Source organism: Pararhizobium sp. (assembly GCF_035497515.1).
Classification (GTDB): Bacteria; Pseudomonadota; Alphaproteobacteria; order Rhizobiales; family Rhizobiaceae; genus Pararhizobium.
Map to the genome: position 1 here is coordinate 40,352 of NZ_DATJDJ010000103.1, position 17,396 is coordinate 57,747.

Below are 17,396 nucleotides of genomic sequence, written 5' to 3' on the forward strand. Positions count from 1 at the left end.
ATGCGTACGCTTGCGGTAATCGGAAACGTCAATATCGACCTGATCCTCGGGCCGGCGGAACCGTGGCCGAAGGCAGGGACCGAGATCATCGTCGATCATGACGAGTTGCGGGTCGGCGGTGCTGCGGGCAATAGCGCGCTCGCCTGGGCGGCGCTCGGTGTCGAGTTCGAGATCGCCGCCAGCATCGGCTCCGACGAATTTGGGCGCTGGTTGCGCCAATCGTTCGGCAATCGCGCTGAAAAATGGACCGTGCATCCTGAAGGCACGACGCTGTCGGTCGGCATCACTCATCCCGACGGCGAGCGCACCTTCTTCACGACGCGCGGCCATCTGCCTCGTTTTTCTCTTGCCGATACACTCGCCGTTCTGGATGGCGCGCGCCTGTCCGGCGGTATCGCGCTGCTCTGCGGCTGCTTTCTGACCGACGACCTGACGCGTGACTATCCCGCCCTGTTCGACTGGGCCGACGCGCACGATATCACGATTGCGCTCGATACTGGCTGGCCGCTCGATGGCTGGACAGATGCGAACCGGCAGGCGACGCGGAACTGGTTGGCGCGTTGCGGCTGCGCCCTGCTCAACGAAGTCGAGGCGACGACACTGTCCGGCCAATCCGATCCGCTGGAGGCTGCCCGCTACCTCAAGGATCACATGCCCCAGGGTGCCGTCGTCGTCGTCAAGCGCGGGCCGGATGGCGCGATCGGCATCGACGCGGACGGAACCTTTGTTTCGGTCGAGGCACCCGCCGTCAAGGTCGTCGATACCATCGGCGCGGGCGATGTCTTCAACGCTGCCTTCCTCGCGGCCTTTGCCGACGGGCGGGCGCTTGCCGATTGCCTCACGGCAGGCACCAGCGTTGCCTCGCGCGCGATTTCCACCTTGCCCCGCAGCTATGGCGGTCCGCTCCCTGCCGCAAACGAAGAGGCCGCATCATGAGCGCGCTGGAAATCCAGAATGTCCGCAAGACCTATGGCGCGGTCGAAACGCTGAAGGGCATCGATATTTCGCTGGAAAGCGGCGAGTTTCTCGTTCTTCTCGGCTCCTCCGGCTGCGGAAAATCCACCCTGCTCAACATCATCGCCGGCCTTGCAGAGGCATCGGGCGGCGATGTCAAGATCGGAGGACGCTCGGTGCTCGGAGTGCATCCCAAGGATCGCGACATCGCCATGGTCTTTCAGTCCTATGCGCTTTATCCGAACCTGTCGGTGCATCGCAACATCGGTTTCGGTCTGGAGATGCGCAAGGTTCCGACGGCGGAGCGGGAAAAGGCCGTGCAGGAAACGGCGAAACTGCTGCAGATCGAGGCGCTGCTCGATCGCAAGCCGAGCCAACTGTCCGGCGGCCAGCGCCAGCGCGTGGCGATCGGCCGGGCTTTGGTCCGCAAGCCACAGGTCTTCCTGTTCGACGAGCCGCTGTCCAATCTTGATGCCAAGCTGCGCATGGAAACGCGCACGGAGTTGAAGCGCCTGCACCAGATGCTGGGCACGACGATCGTCTACGTCACCCACGACCAGATCGAGGCGATGACGCTGGCGACCCGCATCGCCGTCATGCGCAACGGCCGGATCGAGCAACTCGGCACGCCGGAGGAGGTCTACAACCGCCCGGCCACGCTCTATGTCGCCGGCTTCGTCGGCTCGCCGCCGATGAACGTTTTGTCCGCCACGGTCGGTGAGGATGGCCTGCGTCTGGATGGCTTGGGAAAGGTGATCACCCTGCCGGAACATTTGAAGGGCGCGGCCGGAATGGGCCGGCGCGTCAAGATCGGCATCCGGCCGGAGGCCCTGCGGCTTGCTACCGGGACCACGGCGCTTGAGGTTGATATCGAGGTCGTCGAACTGACAGGCCCGGAACTGGTGGTGACGGGACGCGTGGGTGGCGAGCGCGTGACCGCCTGCCTGCCGCCGCGCGCCCGGCTTGACGTCGGCATGACGCAACTGTTTTCGTTCGATGAGGACGCGCTACATCTTTTCGACGCCGAGACGGGACAGGCGTTGCGCTGATCCGCGGAGGGAAGCGAATCCGCCCACCGGCGGTTCCCTTCTTCAGTCCGATGTCCTACAGCGCCGTGCGTCATATGACGCATTCAGGTTCGCTGTCGCACTTTATACCTGCTGCATAATTTCATCCTTAAACCGATTCCGGTTTGAGGAATTATGCAGTAGAACCACAACTGCATGAAGATCGCGTTCTATTCCCCGCTGAAGTCGCCCAACCATCCGGTTCCCTCCGGCGATAGGCTGATGGCGCGGCTGTTGATTTCGGCGCTCGAGCGGGCAGGACACGAGGTGCATGTCGTCTCTGAACTGCGTGCTTTTCTTCGCGAACCATCGATGCCTGAGATCGCCGATCTCTTTGGAAAGGCCGAAGCGGAGAAGGAGCGGATCGCGGCACTCTGGCGTGTATCGGGGCCACCGGATGTCTGGTTCTGCTACCACCTCTATTACAAGGCGCCCGATCTCATCGGGCCGGGCCTCGCGCGCGAATTCGGTATCGCCTATCTCACGGCGGAGGCGTCCTATTCAAAGCGGCGCAATACCGGGCCGTCAGCGGAAATGCAGGATCGGGTGCTGGACGCGGTTCGACTGGCGGATGTCAACATCTGCCTGACCGAGCGCGACCGTGACGGGCTTGCGGCAGCGGCACCCGATGCCCGGCTAACACCCTTGCCGCCCTTCATCGACCCAATACTGATGCTGGAACGACACCCAAAACCCCAGCCAAACCGGTTGATCACCGTGGCCATGATGCGGCCCGGCGACAAGATGCAGAGCTATGTCATGCTGGCGGAGGCGCTGACACGTCTGACGCACCTGCCTTGGACGCTGTCGATCGTCGGCGACGGGCCGCAGGCTGCGGAAGTGCGCGCGCTGTTTTCACGCTTTGAGGCGGATCGCATCCTTTGGCATGGCGAAAGGACGGCGGCAGAAATCGCGGATCTGCTGTCGACATCCTCCCTCTATCTCTGGCCCGGCTGCGGCGAAGCCTTCGGTCTTGCCTATCTGGAAGCGCAGGCGGCGGGGCTGCCGGTGGTCGCACAGGCCGTGGCCGGGGTGCCGTCCGTTGTCGTTCATGACCGAACCGGGTTGCTGACACCGCCGGATGATGTCGCCGCCTATGCGCAGGCGATCGAGCGGCTTTTGACCGATGACGGATTGCGCGCGCGGCTTGCGTCGGGAGCGCGGGTGTTCGCCCGCGAAGAACGCTCGATCGACCGGGCGGCAGTGCGGCTTGCGGATATCCTCGATCGATATGTGAAGCGGGCATGATGATGACAGAATTCGACAACCTGATCGGCGAAGAACTGGACCGGTGGCAACGGGCAGGCAAGGTCGCCTGCTTCTGGCTACGGGATGACGACGCGGTTGAGCCGACAGCCGCGCTCGACGATTTTCTGGCGACCGTCAGCGAATTTTCGGTTCCGGTGACGCTGGCTGTCATCCCGGCCCATACCGGCGCGCCGCTCGTGCAACGGTTGGAGCGAGAGCCGCAGGTCTCCATCGCCGTCCATGGCTGGTCGCACCGGAATTATGCCGGCCCGCAGGAGAAGAAACAGGAACTGGGCAGCCATCGGCCGGTCGCCGACGTGCTCGCCGAACTGCGCGCGGGTTTCGACAAGCTGGCGGGGTTGCATGCACCCCGCTTCGTTCCGATGCTCGTTCCGCCATGGAACCGGATCGACAAGGCCCTCGTGCCGCATCTGCCGGATCTCGGTTTCAAGGCCCTGTCGGTGTACGGCCCGGAAAAACCGGTGGTGCCTGAGGCGATCAATTCGCATGTGGACGTGATGGACTGGCACGGCACGCGGGGAGGGCGCAATGCTCTGGAGCTTGCTATCGAGATCGTTGCGCGGCTGCGGTACACATTCGATCATGGTGGCGTGACGGGCGTTCTGACCCATCACCTCGTGCATGACCAGGCCGTGCGGGATTTCCTGACGGCGCTGTTCAAGGTGACGACACGCCATCCGTCTGCCCGCTGGGAGCCGGTCGCCGATATCCTGCGCGACCTCTGAAAGCAGTAGCGATCTATCTTAAACGTCGATCACCTGGCCATCGCGGGCGGTAAAGGCGCCGTTGAATTGCTGGGCGGCGAGGCGCTGGATCGCGTCGAGTTCGCTATCGGTGCGTAGCGGCGAGTGATGGATGAAGGCGACCTGCTTGGCGCCGGCGGCCTTGGCAAGGCGAATGGCCTGCTGCCAGGAGGAATGGCCGTAGCCGACATGCCGGTGCATCTCGTCGTCGGTATACATGCAGTCATAGAGGAACAGATCAGTGCCTTCGATCAGGTCGAGCACGGCGGGGTCGAGACTTCCGGGGCGATGTTCGGTGTCGGTGACCAGCGCCACGGCGCGGCCGCCCCATTCGACGCGGTAGCCGATGGCGCCGCCGGGATGGTTGAGGCTGCCGGTCTTCACCGCAATGTCATCATGGGGAACAAGCACATCGCCGGAGCGAAAATCGCGACAGTTGATCGAGGCGCGGCAGATGTCCGGCTCGACGGGAAACCATGGCGGTCGCATGAATTCGCCGATCATCTGGCGAGTGGACATGCGTCCGGCCAGATGTCCCGACCAGATGGTGACCGACGCGAGCGGATCGAACAGCGCGGGCAGGTAAGGCAAGCCGACGATATGGTCATAGTGGCAGTGGGTGAAGAACAGATTGAAATCGGAGACACCTTCGGACTTCAAGGCCTGGCCGGCGGGCATCAGCCCGGAGCCGGCGTCGAACAATAGTCGGTGCGATCCGCATTGCATTTCGATGCAGATGGTATTGCCGCCATAATGCTGAAATTCGGCCCCCGATACGGGGAGGCTGCCTCGAACTCCCCATAGCCGTACACGAAACAACTTGTCGTTCACTCTTTTGCCTCAGTCACGGCCAGCCGCCTGCGTTCCGTTCATCTGCAACTGTCCCATCTATTTCTTAAAGTCGTCTTTTTGACGGGCTTGATTAACCAAGCCTCATTTCCGCCATGTTAGCCAAACTGCCCGGCTTAAGCGAGACGCCAATTCGCTTTTTCTTTGCATCTGTGCCAGAGACCACGGCAAATGAATTCTGTTTGAACCTTTGATGGAAAACATCGAGAGAATGCCGTCCTCCAAGCCTCCGCGCATCGCCGTCATCGCCGACGCGCATTTTCATGACCTCTATGCCGATTATGGCTTTCCCGGTCTTGCGCATGGCGATCGCCGCCTGTCGTTCCGGCTCCTGGCCGATACGGCCCGTTCGACCCGTGTGTTCAACGAAAGCTATTTCGCGCTTCTCCATACGCTCGACGACATCGCGGCGCGCGGCATCCGCCACGTCGTGCTGCTGGGCGACTATTCCGATGACGGGCAGGTGGAGACGGTTCGCAGCGTCAGGCGGGTGCTCGACGATTATGCCGCGCGGTTCGGCATGCGGTTTTACGCCACCACCGGCAATCACGATATTTTTGGCGCCGCCGGCCGCCATCGCGCCAAGCGGTTTCTGAATGCGGATGGCAGCTACAGCGTCGTCAGCAGCGATCCCAATGTGCGCGACCGCGGTGCGCGGGAGGTGGTCGCGAGTTCGCTGATGTACTGCGAGGGGTATCCTGACGGCCTCAAGGAAATGGCCGATTTCGGTTTCTACCCACGGCCTGACGACATTCATTGGGAAACGCCCTTCGGCCGCGATGGCGACCCTGCGGCGCGGCTCTATGATGTCCATTCGCCCGATGGCTGGACCACCCGCTCGCTGATGGATGCGTCCTATCTCGTCGAACCCTTTGCCGGCGTCTGGCTGCTGATGATCGATGCCAATGTCTTTGTTCCCGTCGACGGCATAGCGCCGGGCGAGCCTGGCGACCTTGCCGATTCCACCAGCGCCGGCTGGAACGCCATGTTGCGGCACAAGCGGTTCGTGCTCGACTGGATGAGGGACGTCGCGGCGCGCGCGCGCCGTGAGGGCAAAAGCCTTCTCGCGTTTTCGCATTATCCGGTGGTCGATCCGCTGGATGCGACCGTCGAGGACGAGATGGCGCTGCTTGGCCGGACGGGCATGGTGGAGCGCATTCCTCAGGCAGCCGTGGCCGAAGCGCTGATCGATGCCGGAATCGACATTCATTTCAGCGGCCATCTCCATGTCAACGACACCGCCCGTCATGCCCGAGATGGCCGGTTCCTGATCAATATCGCCATGCCGTCGCTCGTCGCCTTCCCCTGCGCCTACAAGGTGATCACCATCGACGAGCGGACGATCGACGTCGAGACGATCGGCATCGACGCGATGCCGATCGATGCGGATTTGAAATGGGCCTATGAGAAGGAAGTCGTGCCGTCCGGGCTCGATGCCGGCGGCATGCTCGACGTGGCCGATTATGGTGGCTTCGTCTCCGAGCATATCGGCCATCTGGTTGGCCGCCGTTACCTCAAGCGCGAATGGCCGAAGGAACTTGCGGCACTGTTCCGCGGTCTCGATCTCACCGATCTGGCGGTATTGGCGCTGATGGAACCCCTGGCTCCGCCGGATGCGGCGACGGCTGCGATGGCCGCCCGTGACGATGCCCCAATGCGGGCGCGCTTGGCCGATTGGCTTTCGGCGGAACGGTTGGAGCCGACGGCTCTTTCCGGGATCAAGGCGCTGGATTTCCTGGCGGACTGGTATCGCCTGCGGATGGGCAGCGAACTGGCTTTCGACTGGATCAGCCGGGAGCGTCTTGTCGCCTATGGCGCCGTTGAACGCCTCTATGCCGAAGCCGGATGGACGGATGCGGGATCGATGCAAGGCCAGCTTGCCCTGATCTTCCGCATGTACGGCAAATATGCCGCCGGCCTGCCGTCGGGCGATTTTCGCATCGACCGGGAGACGGGTTCGATCACGCCGATGGTGGAAGAAGAGCAGGGCATGCGGCAAGCCCGCTAAAGCTTGCCATACGCAATTTCCATCGGCTCAATCGGCTGCGCGCGCCGCACGGCTGCGGGCTTCGGAAAGCTCGCTGGTCGTATGGCTCAGGCGATCCGCCAGCACGCGCATGATCTCGATGGTGATTTCCGGAAAATCGGTGAGCAGCTTGAGGAAGTGATCCTTGCGGATGCGCAGGGCTTCGAGCGCTGTCGTCGTCTGGACGGTAGCGGTACGCGACACGTCGCAGAGGATGGCGATTTCGCCGACGATCGAATTGGTTTCGACTTCGGCGATCTTGATCGGACCTGTGGAAGAATCAACCAGGATATCGGCCTTGCCGGCCAGAACCACATACGCCGCGTCGCCCGTGTCGCCCTGGTGAAAGAGAGCCTCGCCAATGTCATAGCTGACACGATCGGAGGTGAACGCGAGAAGTTTCAGCTTTCCCGGTTCCACATTCGAAAACAGCGGCACCCGCCGCAGCATTTGAACTTCGTCTTTCAGAAGCATGTTCGAGCCCGTCCCCATTTTCCGCCTCCCCGGTTCAGCTGCCGGTGACCTCACCCGCGCTGCCGTCCGGAAGAGCATCCATACCCGCCTGTCCTGCGCGCATGGACTTTGCCTTTGACATTATGATGATACAAGTTCCTTAAAGATACCGTTATTCTTGACCAGCGCCGCATGTGTGCCTTCTTCCACAAGCATGCCCCGGTCGAAGACCAGGACGCGGTCGAACAGGCTTGAAAGCGAGGTGTTCGATAGCACCCAGACGACAGCCGGATCGCGTCCGTCGCGACGCACCAGTTTCAGTACATCGCGAACGATCTCGTCCTGCAGGCGGTGGTCGAGGCCGGGCAGCGGCCGGTTGAGGATATAATAGTCCGATCGGCGCACCAGCGCGCGCGCCAGATTGAGCTTTTGGCGCTGGACCGAGGTCAGCCGCTTGCCGCCGGCACCGAGATTGAAATCGAGGCCGATATCGAGAACCTGTTCCAGCAGGCCCAGCGTATTCAGAAGCGAGCTGACAATCGTGCGGATGCGCTTGGCGCCATCGGCATGTTTGTGACTGATACGGCCGAACAGGATATTGTCCATCAGGCTTGCCGACGCGTTGTAATGGTTGGGGTCGTAACGCTCGATCTCGTCGCGCATCTCCTGCGGCATGCCGTCGTGAAACTGCCGGCGCACATCGATGATCTTGGCCATCAGTTCCTCGGTCAGCAGACCGAAACGATGGCGAGGCTCGATATAGCGGAAGGCCAGGCGGATGAACGCACCGCGATCATCTTCCGATGCCACGTCGAAACCCTTGCCCTTGTGTTTCTGCAGCAGCAGCTGATAGGTCGGAATATCGTCCGCCGTCATGAAGGTCAGCTGCTGGAAGAACGGGTGGTCCGGCGGTAGGTCGGAGAACAGTTCGACGGCGTTCTCGGCGATGCTGTAACCCATGTCGAACAGGATGTGATCAAGCCCGGTGCCGCCGACGACGGAGCGGAAATAGGCGTTCTTGCCGATAGCCTTGCCGACAAACGAGGGGCCGGTCGCGGTGCCGAACAGCAGGTTTTCGCCGACTGTCGCTTCGGTGTTGTAGGCGCCCGGCTCGAACGACATGACGAGGCTGCTCAATCCTGCCTCTTCCAGTTCTTCGCGCAGGGCATGGCGCATCTCGACGATGCCTTCTGCAAGTCCCGGATGGTCTTCCGGCGAAACCGTGGTGCGCAACGCGAGGTCGAGGATATCCTTGGACAGCTGGACCGTGTCGAGAACCGAAAGGACCGGGGCAAAGAGGTCGCTATCATTCGTCGCGTTGGCTGCCTCGTAGTCGATCCAGTCGCTGTTGACGTCATGATGCGGGTTGCCCGCGAGCCGCGCCTCGTTGATCTGCCATTTGCGATGTGTTGCCCGGCTGCCTTCATAGACGGCATCCTTCAGCGGCGCGTGCTTGAGGCCATAGAGCAGGTTGTCGCGCAGGGTTCCGTAAAAGAAATAGGTATCGGCCGAGACATAGGAAATGCCGCGTCCGGTCACCGATTCCGGCAATTCGAGGATGTCGTCGCCGCCGAGCGTCACCTTGCCGCTTTCGGGCCAGACGAGACGCGCGAAAGCTTCCGCCAGCATGTCGCCGCCGCCAGCCGCGCCGCCGACGATCGCGACCGTCTCGCCCGGATGGATCTGCACCGAGACACGCTCCAGCAGTTTCGCACCGCTATCGTCCGCCAGCGACAGGTTGACGGCTGCCAGCGGATGCTTCAGCGGGCCGGCATTCTTGATGGCGATGGCCTGCACGGCGGGATCGATGGTCTGATCGACGCTGAACTGCTCGACCACCTGGACATATTTCACCTGCACGTCCTGGCGGGTCTGGTCCCAGTCGATCAGGTCCTTCAGCGGACCGGGCAGGTCCTTGTAGGCGCTGATGACGGCGATCAGCTGGCCGATGTCGAGACGGCCCTGCAGGGCGAGATAACCGCCGATGCAATAGAACAGGAACGGCGTCAGCTGCGCGAGGAAATTGTTGATGAACTTGACCAGGAATTTCCACTGGTAGAGGTCATAGCGAATCCTGAAGATCAGCCCCAGGCGCGAGGCGATGTCGGCGCGTTCGTAGTTTGACGTGTCATAGGCGTGGATGGTGCCGATCCCATCGACGATTTCGCTGACGCGGCCGGCAAGCTCGCGGGCGGTGATCTGGCGTTCGCGGCCCAGCACCAGCAGCCGGCGGCGCATGCGCGGGATGATCAGCGCCTGGACCGCCACCATGACCGCGGCGATCAGGCCGAGCCAGGTATTCTGCATGAAGATGAAGAACAGCGCCGTTAGCGCCTGTCCGCCAAGCAGGGCAGGCTGGACGAAGGCATCGCCGGTAAAGCCGCCCAGCGGCTCGACCTCGTCCTTGACCATGCTGGAGACTTCCGCGCCCTTCATGCGTTTGAACTGGCTGGGGGGAAAACGCAGGATGCGATCGACAAGCTCGAAGCGCATGCGCCGCAACAGCCGCTCGCCAAGCCGGCCCTTGAAAGTATTGATGTAGAATTTGAAGAGCCCGTTGATGATCACCAGCAGCAGGAACACCAGGCTGAGCGCGAACAACATCTGCATGCGCGTCAGCTCCATGCCGTCGTACAGCGCGACATTGCCGATCCATGGCAGATCGAAATTGATGTTCATGAAGGTCTGGGTCGCACCCGGCTGATCGAAACCGCCACCCTGGATCGGGCCGTTGACGATCTGCTTGGGCAGGTCGAACGAGAGGAAGTAGGGGATCATCGACACGGCGACGACGAGGAGGATCCACAACTGCTGAGCGCGGGTGTGAGTCCAGATGTAACGGGCGATACTTTTTTCCATGGGCGAATTCAACCAGCCGTGCTGCGGGTGTCGAGGACGTAGAAGCGTCTGGCGGCGTATGGCGTGCCGGCGATCTCCGGGTCATGCAAATGAAGATCGAATTGTCCCCTGACCGTCACGGACGGGCGGCTGATGATATGCGGCACCTGCGATGCGGCGCGCTCCAGTTCGGGGGCGTATTCGATGATGACGGTGTGGGCATTGTCGATCAGAGAGAACAACAGGTCGCCGAGCGGATCGCGGCGGCCGAACGGTTTCAGCGAGTAGCCGAGCAGGACGAGACCGTAGCTGCCCGGCGCATAATCGTAGTCGATCTGCTGGAATTTGGCAGGGATGTGCCTGACGATACAGGGCTGCCCGTTCAGCTCGGAGGCCTCGTAAGCCTCGGTCTTCGGATCGACGGAGGTAACGGACAGCGGATGATGGGTGAGATAGGGCGTGATCGGCCGGATATGGCCGCCGATTTCGAGGATATGCGGGCAATCGCGCATGAAATGGGCGGCAAAAACCTGTCGCATGGTCGCGCCCAGCCCTGCCAGATGCGGGATGTCCTTTCCGTCCTCCTGAGGCGGCGAAACGGAGGAGACATCCTTCAGGTTGACTTGCATTCCTTGCACTCCAGAAAAGTCCAGACTACAACACACGCATGACGAAAACCACCCGAACAAACGAAGCAAACACAACAGATTGGCACGAGAGTGCCTTCGATATCATCCGCGGTCTGTCCGCCTATACTGGAAGCTCCCTGATCGAGGGCCTTGCGAAAGTTGTTGCCAAATATCCGGACGCGGACCTTGGCACGGCCTTCAACCACAAGCAGGTTGGAAGCAAGATATGGGCACGCGACAAGCTGGTTGAAAGCCTTGGCGGAAAATTTAAACATATCATACTGCTGGGCGGCTGGTATGGCGTGTTGCCGGGCATGTTTTTTGACGACAGGCGCTTCGATATCGATCTGATCGAGAGCATCGACATAGACCCGGAGGTCGGTGCCGTCGCCGAAACGCTGAATGCCAAGGCGGGCGAGCGGTTCAAGGCTGTCACGCAGGACATGTATGCGCTCGATTACGGTTCGCTCGGCGCCGACCTGGTGATCAACACCAGCTGCGAGCACATTGCCGACCTGCCGGCCTGGCTGGCACTCCTGCCGCGCGGCACGAAGGTCCTCCTTCAGTCCAACGATTATTTCAGCGAGCCGACCCATATCAATTGCGTGCCGTCGCTGGAGGCGTTCCGGGAGCAGACGTCGCTTGCGCATCTGGCCTTCGCCGGATCGCTGAAAATGAAGAAATATACCCGTTTCATGGTCATCGGCACGGTCTGAGCAGCTTGTCTCAGAGAAGGCCGCGCAGGATTTCGGCAGTGCGACCGGCGCCGTCGAGATCAAGGCCGTGGGGTGGTTTACCGTTTGCAGCAAGCGCGGAGCGGATCGCCGACGCCATGCTCTCCGCTGAGAGGTCGTTCTCGGTCAGGACATGGGCCAGCCCAAGCCTGGCCAGACGCTCCGCCCGAACCGTCTGCTCCGTTTCGCCGCCGGCGGTGAACGGGATGAGCAGCGCGTGGCAGCCGGCGCGCAGGATATCGCAGACGGTGTTGTAACCCGCCTGTGACACGGAGAGTTTCGCCCCGGCAAGCAGGCTGGCGAAATCCGGGCGAAATCGGAAGACGCTGACATGCGCCGGAGCGCCGGCCGAAATCTCGTCGAAATCGGATTGCGGCAGGTTGGGGCCGGTGACCAGGGCCCAGGACAGCGTGCCGTCGATCGATTTTGCCGCCTCGAGCGCCGCCCGGATCAGCGCATTGCCGACGGCGCCGCCGCCGGCCGAGACGATAATGTCGAATTGCTCCTGCGGCTTGGCAGGCGGCGGTGCCGCCACCAGGCCTGTGTAGACGACCTTGTCGGAGATCTCGGCGGCCAGCGGAAATGTGTCTTCCAGCCGTGCGAAGGCCGGATCACCATGCACCAGCACCCGGTCGAAATATTGCTTTATCGTCGCCACCGTCTCTTCGTCGCGGCCGGGCTTTGAGCGTTCCTGCAAGATGTCGCGGAGCGAGGTGACGACAAGCGGCTTCGGCTGGGTCGCCGCGATCGCATCGAGGAGCGGCAGCAGCTCGAACCGAACCTGGCGGCGGCCGAAGGGGAAGGCCTCGATGATGACGATGTCGGGCTGGCATTCGCGGAAGGCCGAGAGCAGCAGGTCGCGGCGATTGTCCTTGAACGCGTCGTCGACCGGATTGCCATCGATATCGGTCAGCCCGGAAAAGCCGGCGTCCCCGGATGTGATGGCAGGCAGGGTAACATGGCGAACCCGCGGACCGGGAAAACCGGTTACCGGCGTGCCGCCGGTCACGACCGTGACGTCGAAATCCGCTTCGGCAAGCGCGCTGGCAATGCGGCTGGCGCGGGCGAGGTGGCCGATGCCGAGCAAGTGCTGGACGTAGAAGAGGACGCGTTTCTGTGTCGCTGGAGCGGTCATCGGGTTTTCTGCCATTCGGCTTCGAACAGCTGTTTCAACTGCCGAATGCTGGTTTGATGGTCGAATTCGCGGCGCACCTTGCGTTCCGCAGCTTCTCCAAGCCGCGCGCGCAGGGCCGGATCGCGGATCGCCCGTTCCAGCGCCGCGGCAAAGGCCTGCGGATCTTCGGGCGGCACGACAAAACCGTTTTCACCATCGACAAGCAGTTCCGGCACGCCGGAAATATTGGTCGAAATGCAGGCCAGCTTCTGGCTGGAAGCTTCGACAAGCACGTTGGGCAGTCCATCCCGATCGCCGTCAGCGGTGATGCGGCAGGCAAGCGCGAAGATGTCGGCATTGCGGTAGTGCTGCAGCACTTCCTGCTGCGACATCGATCCGTGCCAGGAGACGTTGTCCGCGATGCCCAGTTCCTTCGCCAGCGTCTGAAGTTTCGCCAGTTGTTCGCCGCCGCCGATATGCTCGAACTGCCAGTGCAGATCCTTCGGCAACAGGCTGAGCGCACGCAGGACGATGTCGAAACCCTTCTTTTCGACCGCGCGGCCGACGCTGACGATCGTCACCGGCGCTTCCGGCCGCGATCCGTCGAAGGGAGGGCGCTCGTCATCGAATTCGCCGAAGCGGGTGAGGTCGAGGCCGTGATAACTCAGGTGCACATTCGGCTTGCCGCCCGACAGGTGGCGCAGATGTTCATATCCAGTCTGCGTGCAGGTCACCGTCCAGCGCGTGCTGGCGAGCTTGCCCCTCAGCTCCCAGTCCGGCGAAGTCCAGATGTCCTTTGCATGGGCCGAGCAGGTCCAGGGCGTGCCGCTGATGATGCTGGCATAGCGGGCGACGGAGGCGGGCGTGTGGATGAAATGCGCGTGCAGCCATTCGCCGCCTTTTGGCCATTCCGCTGAGAGCACCATGGCCTGGCCGAAGCGACGAATGCGATTGCGGGTGCGGTCGCGCCGGAAATCGGTGATGAGTGCCGGAAGCGCACGCCAAAATCCCGGCTTCGGCAGGCAGGTGGCGAGCGCCCGCAGGACACGCGGTACCTCTTCATGCAGGTATTCGGGCAGGTAATGGACCGGGGCGCGGATTTCGTCGTGAACCGGGTGGCGCTTCTTGTCCGTCGGACGGCGCAGCGCAACGAGTGTCAGCTCGAAACCGGCTCGTTCCAATCCCAGCAGTTCCTGGGCGATGAAGGTTTCCGACAGGCGCGGATATCCCTTCAGCACCACGATGATCTTGCGATGTTGCGTCACCGCCGGCTTATCCCTTCACCACGGTCAGGTGCTCTTGCTCGCGGCGACCCAGCCATTCGCCGACGATCTGCGAGATGTTCGCAAGGCCCTCGAGCGTCAGGCCGGCTGCGCTTTTCGATGGCGGATGGCGTTCGGGCAGGGCTTTGAGGGCGGCGGCAAAGCGCATGGGATCGGCCGCCTCTTCTGGCAGCAGCATGTCGATCAGCCCAAGTTCGGCAGCGCGGGTGGCGCGGATCAGCTGTTCCTCGCGCGGCGCCACGCGCGGCACGATCAGCGCCGGCTTGTCGAAGGAGAGGATTTCGCAATAGGTGTTGTAGCCGCCCATGGCGACGACGGCCTTGGCGCCGGCGATCAGTTCTTCCATGCGGTTATCGAATTCAATGACTTCGATATAGGGGATCTTCGCGCATTTCATGATCAGCTTCTGGCGCTGCTTGGCCGGCATGTAGGGGCCAAGCACGACGAGAGCCTTGTGGGTCAGCGTCGCATCTTCCTGATAGGCGTCGATCACGTCATGGACGAGATCGGAGCCGTCGCCGCCGCCGCCGGTGGTGACCAGGATATAGTCGCCCTTCGGCATATGCTCGGATTCCTTGATGTCGTGAGAAACGCTGCGCTGCAGGAAGCCGACGAAATCCATCTTGGAGCGGACGATCGGCGGTACCTCCAGCCCGACCAGCGGATCGTAGAAATCCGGCGGGCCGTAGACCCAGACGCTATCGTAGAACTGGCCGATCTTGCGCATGACATCGTTGCGCTTCCATTCTGCCTCGAGCAGGTGCGGCGCGTCCATCACTTCGCGCAGGCCGAGCACCAGGGTCGTTCCCTGCTTTTTCAGGTAGGCCAGCGTCTCCTCGACCTCGCCATGCAGGCCCATCGGTTCCTTATCGACGATGAAGATGTCGGGCTGGAACGTTTCGGCCGTGTGGCGGATGATCGACTTGCGCATCTTCAGCGTCTCGTGCAGGTCGATATGCCGGTCCATCGACGTATATTCGCCGTTGCGCAGCTTGATCACGCTGGGAATCTTCACGAAATCGACGCGCGCCCGGTAGTCGAAGGCGCCGGCGATCGTCGCCCCCGAAATGATCAGGATGTTGACGCCGCGATAGTCCTCGACCAGCGAATGCGCGATGGTGCGGCATCGTCTCAGATGACCAAGTCCGAACGTATCGTGGCTGTACATCAGGATGCGGGCATCCTCGATTCGACGCGTCATGGGCGGAGCCCCTTGGTGCGGTCAAACCCCTTCCGGAGTGTCCTTAGCATCTCAGTATCCACTTCACTTGTACGGGTCGGCTGCATCGCGGAGACCGTCGCCAAGGAAATTGAAGGCGAGAATCACCAGGATGACCGGAATGGTTGGAAACAACAGCCAGGGATAAAAGGCAATAACACTGACGCTGCGGGCTTCCGTCAGCAGGATCCCCCAGCTGGTGATCGGTGGGCGCAGGCCAAGGCCGAGGAAGCTGAGCGCCGTCTCGCCGAGGATCATGCCGGGAATGGACATGGTCGCGGTGGCGATCAGGTGCGACATGAAGCCCGGCACGAGGTGCCGGCCGATGATGCGACTGGTGCCGGCGCCCATCAATTGGGCGGCAAGGACATAATCCTCTTCACGAAGGGCGAGCAGTTTCGAGCGGACGGCACGTGCAAGCCCCGTCCAGTCGATGAGCCCGAGAATGGCGGTAATCCCGAGATAGATGAAGATCGGGCTCCAGGTCACCGGCATGATCGCCGCCAGCGCCATCCACAGCGGAATGCTCGGGATCGACTGCAGCACCTCGATGATGCGCTGGACGATCAGGTCGAAGACGCCACCCTTGTAGCCTGCCAGGCCGCCGATCGTGATGCCGAGCACGAAGCTCATCGTGATCCCGAGCAGGCCGATGGTGAGCGATATGCGAGCGCCATAAAGAATGCGCGAGAGCACGTCACGGCCGAGACGGTCGCTGCCGAGCAGGAAGAGCTGGCCGTCCTTGGCCGGGCAGAAGAGACGGACATTGCTCTCGACAAGGCCCCAGAAACGGTAGGCGTCGCCACGGCAGAAGAAGCGGATCGGCTCGACCTTCTCCGTGTTGTCCGTGTAGACGCGGCGCAGCGTGTTCATGTCGAGTGTCATGGTCCGGCCGTAGACGAACGGCCCGACGAAGCTGCCTTCATGGAAGAAATGGACACGCTGTGGCGGCGAATGGATGTAATCGACATTGCGCGTATGCAGATTATAGGGCGCCAGGAATTCGACGATGGCGATAATCGCATAAAACAAGGCGAGGAAATACAGGGAGAACAGGGCGATCCTGTGCTTCTTGAATTTCCACCACATCAGCCGGAGTTGCGATGCCTGGTAAACCTGCGACTGCTTCTCCGTCATGACATCGACGGCGTGCGGATCGAAGGGGGCGGGGGATACGTAATGCGCCAGCGGTGCGCCGGATTCGGGAAGGGATACCGTCACTTGGTGCTACCGCCTTGCAGTCTGATACGCGGGTCGAGGAATGCCAGCGCGATATCCGATATCAGCACCCCGATCACCGTGAGGAACGCCAGGAACATCAGGAACGATCCGGCAAGATACATATCCTGGCTTTGCAACGCTTTGATGAGCATCGGTCCGGTCGTTTCCAGGGACAACACGATCGCGGTGATTTCCGCGCCGGAAATGATCGCGGGCAGGATCGATCCGATGTCCGAGATGAAGAAGTTGAGCGCCATGCGCAGCGGATATTTGACCAGCGCACGGAAGGGATGCAGGCCCTTGGCGCGGGCGGTGACGACATATTGCTTCTGCAGTTCGTCCAGCAGATTGGCGCGAAGCCGCCGGATCATGCCCGCGGTGCCGGCCGTGCCGATGATCACGACCGGAATCCAGAGATGCTCCAGGATCGACTTGAATTTGTCCCAGCTCATGGATTCCGCCAGATATTTCTGGTCCATGAGATGACCGATCGTCGTGCCGAACCAGATATTGGCGAAATACATCAGGATCAGCGCGAACATGAAATTGGGGATCGCGATGCCGATCAGTCCGAGGAATGTCAGCCCGTAATCGCCCCAACTGTATTGGTGGGTGGCGGAATAGATTCCGATCGGAAAGGCAATCAGCCAGGTGAACAAGATCGTCACGAAGGAAACCATCACCGTCAGCCACAACCGGTCCCCGACCACGTCGCTGACCGGCAGCTGGTATTCGAAGGAATAGCCATAGTCCCCCTGGACCATGCCTGCGATCCAATGGAAGTAGCGCATGATCGGCGGACGGTCGAACCCGTACTGCGCGCGCAGTTCCTGGATTTCCGCCATATCGACGTCTTCGCCCTGGGCGCGCAGCTCCGAAATATAGCTCTCGAAATAGTCACCCGGCGGAAGTTCGATGATGGTGAAAACCAGCGCCGAAATGATCACTAGTGTCGGAAGCATCGCCGCGACGCGCCAAAGGATGTACCGCAGCATGC

Annotated in this window: 15 protein-coding genes; 6 read left to right on the forward strand and 9 right to left on the reverse strand. The window is 61.7% G+C overall.

Annotated features, from left to right (window positions below; all coding sequences use genetic code 11):
• The 4 genes from VL202_RS10445 (at nucleotide 1) to VL202_RS10460 (ending at nucleotide 4,015) form a co-directional block, all read left to right on the forward strand.
• Complete coding sequence (locus VL202_RS10445) at nucleotides 1–936, forward strand: carbohydrate kinase family protein (protein WP_325464045.1); 936 nt, start codon at nucleotides 1–3, stop codon at nucleotides 934–936.
• A complete protein-coding gene (locus tag VL202_RS10450) occupies nucleotides 933–2,003 on the forward strand; it encodes a sn-glycerol-3-phosphate ABC transporter ATP-binding protein UgpC (RefSeq protein ID WP_325464046.1) in 1,071 nt (356 codons plus the stop codon). Before VL202_RS10445 ends, VL202_RS10450 begins: the two co-directional genes overlap by 4 nt.
• 174 nt (nucleotides 2,004–2,177) lie before the next feature.
• Complete coding sequence (locus tag VL202_RS10455; protein WP_325464047.1) at nucleotides 2,178–3,269, forward strand: glycosyltransferase family 4 protein; 1,092 nt, start codon at nucleotides 2,178–2,180, stop codon at nucleotides 3,267–3,269.
• Nucleotides 3,266–4,015 carry a polysaccharide deacetylase family protein gene (locus VL202_RS10460; protein WP_414692836.1) on the forward strand — a complete coding sequence of 250 codons (750 nt, stop codon included), beginning with the start codon at nucleotides 3,266–3,268 and terminating at the stop codon, nucleotides 4,013–4,015. The genes VL202_RS10455 and VL202_RS10460 overlap by 4 nt, the downstream gene beginning before the upstream one ends.
• Before the next feature lie 18 nt (nucleotides 4,016–4,033).
• Here the strand turns inward: VL202_RS10460 and VL202_RS10465 are convergent, their stop codons facing one another.
• Nucleotides 4,034–4,864 (reverse strand): MBL fold metallo-hydrolase, encoded by an 831-nt coding sequence (locus VL202_RS10465; RefSeq protein WP_325464048.1) that lies wholly within the window; start codon nucleotides 4,862–4,864, stop codon nucleotides 4,034–4,036.
• Nucleotides 4,865–5,093: 229 nt separating this feature from the next.
• On the opposite strand from VL202_RS10465, the gene VL202_RS10470 reads away from it, so the two are divergent.
• On the forward strand, nucleotides 5,094–6,890 hold the full coding sequence (locus VL202_RS10470) for a metallophosphoesterase (protein WP_325464049.1): 1,797 nt from the start codon (nucleotides 5,094–5,096) through the stop codon (nucleotides 6,888–6,890).
• 27 nt (nucleotides 6,891–6,917) lie between these two features.
• Here VL202_RS10470 and VL202_RS10475 read toward each other — a convergent pair whose 3' ends face one another.
• The 3 genes from VL202_RS10475 to VL202_RS10485 all read right to left on the reverse strand — a co-directional run bounded on the left by VL202_RS10475 (nucleotide 6,918) and on the right by VL202_RS10485 (nucleotide 10,828).
• Nucleotides 6,918–7,382, reverse strand: a complete 465-nt coding sequence (locus VL202_RS10475; protein ID WP_325464050.1) for a cyclic nucleotide-binding domain-containing protein — start codon at nucleotides 7,380–7,382, stop codon at nucleotides 6,918–6,920.
• A 120-nt stretch (nucleotides 7,383–7,502) separates the two neighbouring features.
• Nucleotides 7,503–10,220: an ABC transporter ATP-binding protein gene (locus tag VL202_RS10480; protein ID WP_325464051.1), complete on the reverse strand. Its 2,718-nt coding sequence runs from the start codon at nucleotides 10,218–10,220 to the stop codon at nucleotides 7,503–7,505.
• An 8-nt stretch (nucleotides 10,221–10,228) separates the two neighbouring features.
• Complete coding sequence (locus tag VL202_RS10485) at nucleotides 10,229–10,828, reverse strand: hypothetical protein (RefSeq protein WP_325464052.1); 600 nt, start codon at nucleotides 10,826–10,828, stop codon at nucleotides 10,229–10,231.
• A 38-nt stretch (nucleotides 10,829–10,866) separates the two neighbouring features.
• Between VL202_RS10485 and VL202_RS10490 the strand changes: the two genes are divergently transcribed.
• Nucleotides 10,867–11,544 (forward strand): class I SAM-dependent methyltransferase, encoded by a 678-nt coding sequence (locus VL202_RS10490; protein ID WP_325464053.1) that lies wholly within the window; start codon nucleotides 10,867–10,869, stop codon nucleotides 11,542–11,544.
• A 10-nt stretch (nucleotides 11,545–11,554) separates the two neighbouring features.
• Here VL202_RS10490 and VL202_RS10495 read toward each other — a convergent pair whose 3' ends face one another.
• The 5 genes from VL202_RS10495 to VL202_RS10515 all read right to left on the reverse strand — a co-directional run bounded on the left by VL202_RS10495 (nucleotide 11,555) and on the right by VL202_RS10515 (nucleotide 17,394).
• Nucleotides 11,555–12,697 (reverse strand): glycosyltransferase family protein, encoded by a 1,143-nt coding sequence (locus tag VL202_RS10495; protein WP_325464054.1) that lies wholly within the window; start codon nucleotides 12,695–12,697, stop codon nucleotides 11,555–11,557.
• On the reverse strand, nucleotides 12,694–13,941 hold the full coding sequence (locus VL202_RS10500) for a glycosyltransferase family 4 protein (RefSeq protein WP_325464055.1): 1,248 nt from the start codon (nucleotides 13,939–13,941) through the stop codon (nucleotides 12,694–12,696). The genes VL202_RS10495 and VL202_RS10500 overlap by 4 nt, the downstream gene beginning before the upstream one ends.
• Before the next feature lie 7 nt (nucleotides 13,942–13,948).
• Nucleotides 13,949–15,160, reverse strand: a complete 1,212-nt coding sequence (locus tag VL202_RS10505; protein WP_325464056.1) for a glycosyltransferase family protein — start codon at nucleotides 15,158–15,160, stop codon at nucleotides 13,949–13,951.
• Nucleotides 15,161–15,223: 63 nt separating this feature from the next.
• Nucleotides 15,224–16,399: an ABC transporter permease gene (locus tag VL202_RS10510; protein ID WP_325464057.1), complete on the reverse strand. Its 1,176-nt coding sequence runs from the start codon at nucleotides 16,397–16,399 to the stop codon at nucleotides 15,224–15,226.
• On the reverse strand, nucleotides 16,396–17,394 hold the full coding sequence (locus tag VL202_RS10515) for an ABC transporter permease (RefSeq protein WP_325464058.1): 999 nt from the start codon (nucleotides 17,392–17,394) through the stop codon (nucleotides 16,396–16,398). Before VL202_RS10515 ends, VL202_RS10510 begins: the two co-directional genes overlap by 4 nt.
• Between the last annotated feature and the right edge of the window lie 2 nt (nucleotides 17,395–17,396).

Bases quoted from the DNA above. Each gene is read 5' to 3' on its own strand.
- VL202_RS10490 (WP_325464053.1), top strand. From the start codon at position 10,867: ATGACGAAAACCACCCGAACAAACGAAGCAAACACAACAGATTGGCAC.
- VL202_RS10445 (WP_325464045.1), top strand. From the start codon at position 1: ATGCGTACGCTTGCGGTAATCGGAAACGTCAATATCGACCTGATCCTC.
- VL202_RS10515 (WP_325464058.1), bottom strand. From the start codon at position 17,394: ATGCTGCGGTACATCCTTTGGCGCGTCGCGGCGATGCTTCCGACACTA.
- VL202_RS10485 (WP_325464052.1), bottom strand. From the start codon at position 10,828: ATGCAAGTCAACCTGAAGGATGTCTCCTCCGTTTCGCCGCCTCAGGAG.
- VL202_RS10450 (WP_325464046.1), top strand. From the start codon at position 933: ATGAGCGCGCTGGAAATCCAGAATGTCCGCAAGACCTATGGCGCGGTC.
- VL202_RS10460 (WP_414692836.1), top strand. From the start codon at position 3,266: ATGATGATGACAGAATTCGACAACCTGATCGGCGAAGAACTGGACCGG.
- VL202_RS10470 (WP_325464049.1), top strand. From the start codon at position 5,094: ATGCCGTCCTCCAAGCCTCCGCGCATCGCCGTCATCGCCGACGCGCAT.
- VL202_RS10495 (WP_325464054.1), bottom strand. From the start codon at position 12,697: ATGACCGCTCCAGCGACACAGAAACGCGTCCTCTTCTACGTCCAGCAC.
- VL202_RS10455 (WP_325464047.1), top strand. From the start codon at position 2,178: ATGAAGATCGCGTTCTATTCCCCGCTGAAGTCGCCCAACCATCCGGTT.
- VL202_RS10505 (WP_325464056.1), bottom strand. From the start codon at position 15,160: ATGACGCGTCGAATCGAGGATGCCCGCATCCTGATGTACAGCCACGAT.
- VL202_RS10475 (WP_325464050.1), bottom strand. From the start codon at position 7,382: ATGCTTCTGAAAGACGAAGTTCAAATGCTGCGGCGGGTGCCGCTGTTT.
- VL202_RS10480 (WP_325464051.1), bottom strand. From the start codon at position 10,220: ATGGAAAAAAGTATCGCCCGTTACATCTGGACTCACACCCGCGCTCAG.